The sequence below is a fragment of the Mesorhizobium sp. M7A.F.Ca.MR.176.00.0.0 genome, assembly GCF_004023165.1.
In the GTDB taxonomy this organism is placed as follows: Bacteria; Pseudomonadota; Alphaproteobacteria; order Rhizobiales; family Rhizobiaceae; genus Mesorhizobium.
The window spans coordinates 15,570-25,964 of record NZ_RZTC01000091.1 but is presented as its reverse complement, the minus strand read 5'-3'; the positions used below and the strand labels follow the sequence as shown (position 1 = coordinate 25,964).

The following is a 10,395-nucleotide window of genomic DNA, read 5'->3' as shown; positions in this document are numbered from 1 at the left end:
AAAGTTCGGCTCGAACGCAATGAAAAAAGGCCGCCGGGTCGCCCCGACGGCCTTTTTTTGCCTGAGATTCCTGCCGCCGCGCTTACTGCGCGGCGGTTGTCATGTCGGCCAGCATCGGCTCGGCGACTTCCGCACCCGAGGCCTTGCGGCGCTCGTCGATGATCAGTTCGTCGCGCGAGGTGGCGATGCGCCGGATCTGGCTCATCGTGCCGCCGGTACCGGCCGGGATCAGCCGGCCGACGATGACGTTTTCCTTCAAGCCCTGCAGCATGTCGGTCTTGCCGGCAACCGCAGCCTCCGTCAGCACCCGGGTCGTTTCCTGGAAGGAGGCGGCCGAGATGAAGGACGGCGTCTGCAGCGATGCCTTGGTGATGCCGAGCAGCACCGGCAGGCCTTCGGCCGGCTTCTTGCCGTCCTCGACCAGACGCTCGTTGACCTCTTCCAGTTCGATCACGTCGACATGATCGCCCGGGATGTAGGTCGAATCGCCCTGCACCGTGATCTCGACCTTCTGCAGCATCTGGCGAACAATCACCTCGATGTGCTTGTCGTTGATCGACACGCCCTGCAGACGATAGACTTCCTGGATCTCGTTGACGAGGTAGGAAGCAAGTGCCTCCACGCCCTTGATCGCCAGGATGTCGTGCGGCGCCGGATTGCCGTCGAGGATGTAGTCGCCCTTCTCGATGACGTCGCCGTCCTGGAGATGGAACGGCTTGCCCTTCGGGATCAGGTATTCGACCGGCTCGAGCGTCGAGTCATGCGGCTCGATGATGATGCGACGCTTGTTCTTGTAGTCGCGGCCGAAGCGGATCGTGCCGTCGATCTCGGCGATGATGGCGTGATCCTTCGGACGACGTGCCTCGAACAGCTCGGCAACACGCGGCAGACCGCCGGTGATGTCCTTGGTCTTGGCGCTTTCCATCGGAATACGCGCCAAAACGTCGCCGGGGCGAACCTGCGAACCCGGCTCGACCGAAAGAATGGCCTCGACCGAGAGCAGGAAGCGGGCGTCGCCGCCCTTCGACAGCTTGCCGACCTTGCCCTTGGCGTCCTGGATCGCAATCGCCGGCTTCAGGTCGTTGCCGCGTGGCGTCGAGCGCCAGTCGATGACCTCACGCTTGGTGATGCCGGTCGACTCGTCGGCCGTTTCCTGAACGGAAATGCCGTCGACCAGATCCTCGTACGACACCCTGCCCTCGATTTCAGTGAGGACCGGACGGGTATAGGGATCCCACTCGGCGATACGCTGGCCGCGCTTCACCTTGTCACCATCGTCCACGAAGATGCGCGAACCATAGGTGAGACGGTGCGAGGCGCGCTCCTTGCCGGCCTCGTCGAGGATCAGCACCGCCATGTTGCGGCCCATGACCATCTGCTGGCCGTCGGAGTTGCGCACCACGTTGCGGTTACGGATCTCGACCTTGCCCTCATACGAGGCTTCAAGGAACGAGCTGTCGACCACCTGCGCGGTACCGCCCATGTGGAAGGTACGCATGGTGAGCTGCGTGCCCGGCTCGCCGATCGACTGCGCCGCGATGACGCCGACGGCTTCGCCCTGATTGACCGGGGTGCCGCGGGCCAGATCGCGACCGTAGCAGACCGCGCAGACGCCAACCCTGACTTCGCAAGTCAGTGCCGAGCGGATGCGGACCGACTGGACGCCGGCCTTTTCGATCTGTTCCACGTCACGCTCGTCCATCAGCGTTCCGGCCTTGACCAGGATCTCGCCCGACACCGGATGGGTGATGTCGTCGAGCGACGTACGGCCCAGCACGCGCTGGCCGACCGAAGCGACGACCTGACCGGCATCGACGATCGGCTGCATGGTGAGGCCCTTGTCGGTGCCGCAGTCGACGGAGTTGACGATGCAATCCTGCGCCACGTCGACCAGACGACGGGTGAGGTAACCCGAGTTCGCCGTCTTCAAGGCGGTGTCGGCCAGACCCTTGCGGGCGCCGTGGGTCGAGTTGAAGTACTCGAGCACGGTCAGGCCTTCCTTGAAGTTCGAGATGATCGGCGTCTCGATGATTTCACCCGACGGCTTGGCCATGAGGCCGCGCATGCCGGCAAGCTGGCGCATCTGGGTGGGCGAGCCACGCGCACCGGAGTGCGACATCATGTAGATCGAGTTCATCGGCTTCTGACGGCCATTGTCCTCGAACTCGACCGCCTTGATGCGGGCCATCATTTCGTCGGCGACCTTTTCCGAGCACTTGGCCCAGGCGTCGACGACCTTGTTGTACTTCTCGCCCTGCGTGATCAGACCGTCATTGTACTGCTGCTCGTATTCCTTGGCCAAAGCCTCGGTGTCGGAGACCAGCTTGATCTTGGCATCCGGGATCAGCATGTCGTCCTTGCCGAACGAAATGCCGGCACGGCAGGCATGGCTGAAGCCGAGCGCCATGATGCGATCGCAGAAAATGACCGTCTCCTTCTGACCGCAATGGCGGTAGACGGTGTCGATCATCTTGGAGATGTTCTTCTTGGTCATCTCCTGGTTGGCGGTCTCGTAAGGCACGTTGACGTTCTTCGGCAGAAGCTCGCCGATGATCATGCGGCCAGGCGTCGTGTCATGGATCTTCGACACGACCTTGCCTTCGGCGTCGACCGTACGGAAACGACCCTTGATCTTGGAGTGCAGCGTCACCGCCTTGGTCTCGAGCGCGTGCTGGAGTTCGCCCATGTCGGCAAACACCATGCCCTCGCCCGGCTCGTTCTGGTTGACGATCGAGAGATAATAGAGACCCAGAACCATGTCCTGCGACGGCACGATGATCGGCGCGCCGGAAGCCGGGTGCAGGATGTTGTTGGTCGACATCATCAGCACGCGGGCTTCAAGCTGCGCTTCCAGCGACAGCGGCACGTGAACGGCCATCTGGTCGCCGTCGAAGTCGGCGTTGAAGGCCGTGCAGACCAGCGGGTGCAGCTGGATCGCCTTGCCTTCGATCAGGATCGGCTCGAATGCCTGGATGCCGAGACGGTGCAGCGTCGGCGCACGGTTCAGCAGCACCGGATGCTCGCGGATGACCTCGTCGAGGATATCCCAGACTTCCGGACGCTCCTTTTCGACCAGCTTCTTCGCCTGCTTGACGGTCGAGGAGTAACCCTTGGCGTCGAGACGGGCGTAGATGAAGGGCTTGAACAGTTCGAGCGCCATCTTCTTGGGCAGGCCGCACTGATGCAGCTTGAGCTCCGGACCGGTCACGATGACCGAGCGGCCGGAATAGTCTACGCGCTTGCCGAGCAGGTTCTGACGGAACCGGCCCTGCTTGCCCTTGAGCATGTCGGACAGCGACTTCAGCGGGCGCTTGTTGGCGCCGGTGATGACGCGGCCGCGACGGCCGTTGTCGAACAGCGCATCGACGGCTTCCTGCAGCATGCGCTTTTCATTGCGCACGATGATGCCCGGCGCCCGCAGCTCGATCAGCCGCTTCAGACGGTTGTTGCGGTTGATGACGCGGCGATAGAGATCGTTCAGATCCGACGTGGCGAAGCGGCCGCCGTCCAGCGGAACCAGCGGGCGCAGGTCCGGCGGGATCACCGGAACCACTTTCATGATCATCCATTCCGGACGGTTGCCGGATTCCATGAAGTTCTCGACGACCTTGAGCCGCTTCAGATACTTCTTCTGCTTCAGCTCGGAGGTGGTCGAAGCCAGTTCCGAACGCAGGTCGCCGGCGATCTTCTCCAGGTCCATGCCGGCCAGGAGGTCATGAATGGCCTCGGCGCCGATCATGGCGGTGAACGAATCCTCGCCATACTCGTCAACGGCGATCATGTACTCTTCCTCGCTGAGCAGCTGGTGCTCCTTCAGCGCGGTGAGGCCAGGTTCGGTGACGATGTAGTTCTCGAAATAAAGGACGCGCTCGATGTCCTTCAGGGTCATGTCGAGCAGCGTGCCGATGCGCGACGGCAGCGACTTCAGGAACCAGATATGGGCGACCGGAGCCGCCAGCTCGATATGGCCCATGCGCTCGCGGCGAACGCGCGACAGCGTGACTTCGACGCCGCACTTCTCGCAGATGACGCCCTTGTACTTCATGCGCTTGTACTTGCCGCACAGGCACTCGTAGTCCTTGATCGGGCCAAAAATGCGCGCGCAGAACAGACCGTCACGCTCCGGCTTGAAGGTGCGGTAGTTGATGGTCTCCGGCTTCTTGATCTCGCCGAAAGACCAGGACAGAATCTTCTCAGGGCTGGCAAGCGATATCCGAATGGAATCGAACACCTGCGCAGGCGCCTGCGGATTGAAGAGATTCATGACCTCTTGGTTCATGCCGTTCTCCTTTTCGGGGTCCTCGAAAACCCCTTGCATCTAGCGCGGGCCAAACGCCCGCCGTCGTGTGTCGGCCACCGGCCGAAGAATTTGGTGCGTTCGGTCGCGATTTCCGCGACCGAACGTCTTGTTTACTCGGCCGCGCCCCTATTCGGCAGCATCGGGCAGCCGGACAGGGTTGTCGTCGAGCTTGGTGTTCTCCAGCTCGACATTGAGGCCGAGAGACCGCATTTCCTTGACGAGAACGTTGAAGCTCTCGGGGATGCCGGCCTCGAAGGTGTCGTCGCCGCGCACGATCGCCTCGTAGACCTTGGTACGACCGGCGACGTCGTCGGACTTCACCGTCAGCATTTCCTGCAGCGTGTAGGCGGCGCCGTATGCTTCCAGTGCCCAGACCTCCATCTCGCCGAAGCGCTGGCCACCGAACTGCGCCTTGCCGCCCAGCGGCTGCTGCGTGACGAGCGAATACGGACCGATCGAACGCGCGTGGATCTTGTCGTCCACGAGGTGGTGAAGCTTGAGCATGTAGATGTAGCCCATCGTCACCTTGCGATCGAACGGCTCGCCCGTGCGTCCGTCATAGAGCTGCGACTGACCTGATGTGTGCAGGCCCGCCTGCTCCAGCATGATGTTGATGTCAGCCTCATGCGCGCCGTCGAACACCGGGGTCGCGATCGAGACGCCGCGGCGCATCTGCTCGCTGAGGCGAACGATGCTCTCGTCGTCATAGTCACGAACCGGCTCGTTGCGGTCGTTGGCCGGGATGAAGCTCTCGAGCGTCTTGCGCAGCGGCTTGATATCGCCGGCTGCCTTGTACGTGTCGATCAGCTCGCCGATCTTCCTGCCCATGCCCGCGCATGCCCAGCCCAGATGCGTTTCCAGGATCTGGCCGACATTCATGCGGCTCGGCACACCCAGCGGGTTGAGCACGATATCGGCATGCGTGCCGTCCTCGAGGAAAGGCATGTCCTCGACCGGAACGATCCGCGACACGACACCCTTGTTGCCGTGACGGCCGGCCATCTTGTCGCCGGGCTGCATCTTGCGCTTCACGGCCACGAAGACCTTGACCATCTTCATGACGCCCGGAGGCATTTCGTCGCCGCGCTGGACCTTCTCGACCTTGTCCATGAAACGCTGTTCGAGCGCCTTCTTGGAATCGTCGTACTGGCCACGCAGGGCTTCCAGTTCGCTCTGGAGCTTTTCGTTCTCCACGGCAAACTGCCACCACTGCGAACGCGGATACTCGTCGAGCGTATCCTTGGACAGCGTCGAGCCCTTCTTGAAGCCCTTCGGTCCGGCGATCGCTTCCTTGCCGACGAGCACGTCGGAAAGACGCGCGTAGACGTTACGGTCCAGAATGGCCTGTTCGTCGTCGCGGTCCTTGGCGAGGCGTTCGATCTCCTCGCGCTCGATCGCCATGGCGCGCTCGTCCTTCTCCACACCGTGGCGATTGAAGACGCGCACCTCGACGACCGTGCCGAAAGTGCCCGGAGGCATGCGCATCGAGGTGTCGCGCACATCGGATGCCTTTTCGCCGAAGATGGCGCGCAGAAGCTTCTCTTCCGGCGTCATCGGGCTTTCGCCCTTCGGCGTGATCTTGCCGACCAGGATGTCGCCCGGCTGAACTTCAGCACCGATATAGACGATGCCGGCTTCGTCGAGGTTCTTCAGCGCTTCTTCCGAGACGTTCGGGATATCGCGCGTGATTTCCTCCGGTCCGAGCTTGGTATCGCGCGCCATGACCTCGAACTCCTCGATGTGGATCGAGGTGAAGACGTCATCGGCGACGATGCGTTCGGACAGGAGGATCGAGTCCTCGTAGTTGTAGCCGTTCCACGGCATGAACGCGACCAGCACGTTGCGGCCGAGCGCCAGATCGCCGAGCTCGGTCGACGGACCGTCGGCGATGATGTCGCCCTTGTTGACCCGGTCACCCATGCGAACCAGCGGACGCTGGTTGATGCAGGTGTTCTGGTTCGAACGCTGGAACTTCATCAGCCGGTAGATATCGACGCCGGACTTGCCCGGATCGAGATCTTCGGTGGCGCGGATAACGATACGCGTCGCGTCCACCTGGTCGACGATGCCGCCGCGGCGGGCGCCGATGGCGGCGCCCGAGTCACGGGCGACGATCGGCTCCATGCCGGTGCCGACGAACGGCGCCTCGGCGCGCACCAGCGGCACGGCCTGACGCTGCATGTTCGAGCCCATCAGAGCGCGGTTGGCGTCGTCGTTTTCCAGGAACGGGATCAGGGCCGCGGCCACCGACACCATCTGCTTGGGCGACACGTCCATCAGATCGACGTTTTCGCGCGGCGCCATCATCACTTCGCCGGCGCTGCGGCAAATGACGAATTCGTCGACGAAACCACCGTTCTTGTCGAGCTCGGCGTTGGCCTGCGCGACATGGTGCTTGGCCTCTTCCATCGCCGAGAGATAGACGACGTCATTGGTCAGCTTGCCGTCGACGATCTTGCGGTACGGGCTCTCGATGAAGCCGTACTTGTTGACGCGTGCGAAGGTGGCCAGCGAGTTGATCAGACCGATATTCGGGCCTTCCGGCGTCTCGATCGGGCAGATGCGGCCGTAATGCGTCGGGTGCACGTCGCGCACTTCGAAGCCGGCGCGCTCGCGGGTCAGACCGCCCGGTCCAAGCGCCGAGAGGCGGCGCTTGTGGGTGATCTCCGACAGCGGGTTGGTCTGGTCCATGAACTGCGACAGCTGCGAGGAACCGAAGAACTCGCGCACGGCGGCAGCCGCCGGCTTGGCGTTGATCAGGTCCTGCGGCATGACCGTGTCGATCTCGATCGAGGACATACGCTCCTTGATCGCGCGCTCCATGCGCAGCAGGCCGACGCGGTACTGGTTTTCCATCAGCTCGCCGACCGAACGCACGCGGCGGTTGCCGAGATTGTCGATGTCGTCGATCTCGCCCTTGCCGTCGCGCAGCTCGACCAGCGTCCTGACCACGGCCAGGATGTCGTCCTTGCGCAGCACGCGCACGGTGTCCTCGGCCTTGAGCTCGAGGCGCATGTTCATCTTGACGCGGCCGACGGCCGACAGATCGTAGCGCTCACTGTCGAAGAACAGCGAGTTGAACATGGCTTCGGCGGTTTCGAGCGTCGGCGGCTCGCCGGGGCGCATGACACGATAGATGTCGAACAGCGCGTCCTGGCGGCTCTCGTTCTTGTCGACGTTGAGCGTGTTGCGGATATAGGCGCCGACATTGACGTGGTCGATGTCGAGAACCTTGATCTCGTCTTCGCCGGTGCCGAGCAGAACCTTCAGCGTCTTCTCGTCGATCTCGTCGCCGGCCTCGAGGAATATCTCGCCGGTGGCGTAGTTGACGATGTCCTCGGCCAGATAGTTGCCGAGCAGATCCTCGTCGGTCGCCTTGATCGCCTTGAGACCCTTTTCGCCAAGCGCCCTTGCCTGACGCGCGGTGATCTTCTTGCCGGCTTCGACGACGACTTCGCCGGTATCGGCATCGACCAGGTCGCCGACAGCCTTGAGGCCGCGGAAACGCTCGACGTTGAACGGAATGCGCCAATGGTCGCCGGCGCGCTTGTAGGTGATCTTGTTGTAGAAGGTCGACAGGATCTCTTCGCCGTCCATGCCAAGCGCCATCAGCAGCGACGTCACCGGAATCTTGCGGCGGCGATCGATGCGGGCGTGCACGACGTCCTTGGAATCGAACTCGATGTCGAGCCACGAACCGCGATAGGGAATGACGCGCGCGGCAAACAGAAGCTTGCCCGACGAGTGCGACTTGCCCTTGTCATGGTCGAAGAAGACGCCCGGCGAACGGTGCATCTGCGAAACGATGACGCGCTCGGTGCCGTTGACGATGAAGGTGCCGTTCAGGGTCATGAGCGGCATGTCGCCCATGTAGACGTCCTGCTCCTTGATGTCCTTGATGGACTTGGCGCCGGTATCCTCGTCGATATCGAACACGATGAGGCGCAGCGTCACCTTGAGCGGCGCGGCATAGGTGAGGTCGCGCTGACGGCATTCGTCAACGTCGAATTTCGGTCCTTCGAACTCATACTTCACGAACTCCAACATCGAGGAGCCGGAAAAATCGGAGATCGGGAAGACCGACTTGAAAACGGCCTGCAGTCCCTCGTCCGGACGCCCACCCTTGGGCTCCGCCACCATCAGGAACTGGTCATAGGATGCCTTCTGAACCTCGATCAGGTTCGGCATCTCCGCAACTTCCGGGATCTTTCCGAAGAACTTGCGTACGCGTCTGCGGCCATTGAAAGTCTGGGTCTGGGCCATCGTCGCTCCTTAGCTCTAAACTCGGGACGAGCCTCGCCGCGGCTCGCCTTGCATGCTGGGCTACCTTGGCGGCAACCCTCTGTCTGTTTTCCCGGCGCCTGTCGGCGGCCGGCTAGAACGGGAGAAAACCCGTTTCCTGAGGGCCGGTTTGCGGCCCTCAGGAAAGAGGTTCTCGTACGTCTCGCGCTACACGTGCTCCCTTCCAGCGAAGGGAGTGGCGGACGGCGCGAGGCCGCCCGCCGCTTTTACGCTTACTTCAGTTCGACCTTGGCGCCGGCTGCTTCCAGCTGGGCCTTGAACTTGTCAGCGTCGGCCTTGGAAACGGCTTCCTTGACCGGCTTCGGAGCCGCTTCGACCAGATCCTTGGCTTCCTTGAGGCCAAGACCGGTGATGGCGCGGACTTCCTTGATGACGTTGATCTTCTGAGCGCCTGCCTCGGTGAGGACGACGTCGAATTCCGTCTTTTCCTCGACCGGAGCAGCTGCGGCCGCACCACCGCCAGCGGCGGCAACAGCCACCGGAGCAGCGGCGGAAACGCCCCACTTTTCTTCCAGAAGCTTCGACAGCTCGGCCGCCTCGAGGACGGTCAGCTTCGAAAGGTCGTCTACGATCTTTGCGAGATCAGCCATTGTTGTATTCCTTCATAAGGTTCGAACGTGTGTTTGTGATAGCGAGGAACGGCCTCATGCCGCCTCGTCCTTCCGGGCGTAAGCGCCGATGACGCGCGCGACCGAAGCCGCTGGCGCATTGACGATCTGGGCGATCCGGGTTGCCGGCGTGGCGATCATGCCAACCAGCCTGGCGCGCAGCTCATCGAGCGACGGAAGTGTGGCGAGTGCCTTCACACCGTCGGCGTTGAGCGAGGTGGTGCCCATTGCGCCGCCGAGAATGACGAGCTTGTCATTTCCCTTGGCGAAATCGGACGCGACCTTCGGCGCCGCAATCGGATCCTCCGAATAAGCAATCAGCGTCTGTCCCTTGAACAGCTCGATGATCGATGCGGAGTCCGTGCCCTGAAGAGCGATTTTGGCGAGACGGTTCTTCGCGACTTTGACGGTGCCACCGGCGGCGCGCATTTTCGACCGAAGGTCGTTCATTTGCGCGACGGTGATACCGGCGTAGTGGGCCACGACCACTGAACCTGCGTTCGAGAACGCACCGTTCAGGCCCGTGACGAGTTCGCGTTTTTCCGCTCTGTCCACTGCCTATCTCCAGTTGACCCCAATCCTGTTAACGGGAACATCCCATTGACGAGGACAGGCGTCGGGTTGCCTTTTGTCGGCCGGGCCATCCAGTAACGGATCTCCCGAACGACGCTCGAGGATCCTGCCCCCTTTCGCCACATCGACGGTCAAGCCGGCGATGCGCAGACAAAAGGCAAACACGGTTCGAACCTTTCATTGGAGCAATCGCTCCGTTGTCCGGTCTTCACCCGTCTCATGCAGGCCCAAATCGAATTAAGGCTTCTGGGCCGCCTGCAATCTCGGACAGGATGTCCGGAAACCTCTCGGCTTCCGGTACCGGGCCGCCAACTAGGTCGGAGGCCCGGAATTCTTTGCAGATCAGCCGTTTACCGGCCGATCTCGATCAAAACTTATCAGGACGCGTTGAGCGTCGCGACGTCGAGCTTGAGGCCCGGGCCCATCGTCGAGGTGACCGACACCTTCTTGACGTAGTTGCCCTTGGCGCCAGTCGGCTTTGCCTTGGTCACCGCATCGGCGAAGGCGCGGATGTTCTCTTCCAGGGCCTTGACGTCGAACGAGACCTTGCCGACGCCGGCATGGACGATGCCAGCCTTCTCGACACGGAACTCGACGGCGCCGCCCTTGGAT

At 62.3% G+C, this 10,395-nt stretch carries 4 protein-coding genes and 1 pseudogene; all 5 read right to left on the bottom strand.

Annotated elements, in window-relative coordinates; genetic code table 11:
• Window positions 1-82: 82 nt before the first annotated feature.
• Window positions 83-4,279 carry a DNA-directed RNA polymerase subunit beta' gene (gene rpoC / locus EOB59_RS25380; protein ID WP_013531415.1) on the bottom strand — a complete coding sequence of 1,399 codons (4,197 nt, stop codon included), beginning with the start codon at window positions 4,277-4,279 and terminating at the stop codon, window positions 83-85.
• A 147-nt stretch (window positions 4,280-4,426) separates the two neighbouring features.
• Window positions 4,427-8,563, bottom strand: coding sequence for a DNA-directed RNA polymerase subunit beta (gene rpoB, locus EOB59_RS25375; RefSeq protein ID WP_127295769.1), 4,137 nt, complete (start codon window positions 8,561-8,563; stop codon window positions 4,427-4,429).
• A 251-nt stretch (window positions 8,564-8,814) separates the two neighbouring features.
• Complete coding sequence (rplL, locus tag EOB59_RS25370) at window positions 8,815-9,192, bottom strand: 50S ribosomal protein L7/L12 (protein WP_027038853.1); 378 nt, start codon at window positions 9,190-9,192, stop codon at window positions 8,815-8,817.
• 54 nt (window positions 9,193-9,246) lie between these two features.
• On the bottom strand, window positions 9,247-9,765 hold the full coding sequence (gene rplJ / locus EOB59_RS25365) for a 50S ribosomal protein L10 (protein ID WP_013531412.1): 519 nt from the start codon (window positions 9,763-9,765) through the stop codon (window positions 9,247-9,249).
• Window positions 9,766-10,160: 395 nt separating this feature from the next.
• Window positions 10,161-10,395: pseudogene (locus EOB59_RS36685) on the bottom strand (50S ribosomal protein L1); the annotation flags it as partial.

Coding starts and splice junctions, on each gene's coding strand:
- rpoC (WP_013531415.1), bottom strand. CDS start 4,279: ATGAACCAAGAGGTCATGAATCTCTTCAATCCGCAGGCGCCTGCGCAG.
- rpoB (WP_127295769.1), bottom strand. CDS start 8,563: ATGGCCCAGACCCAGACTTTCAATGGCCGCAGACGCGTACGCAAGTTC.
- rplL (WP_027038853.1), bottom strand. CDS start 9,192: ATGGCTGATCTCGCAAAGATCGTAGACGACCTTTCGAAGCTGACCGTC.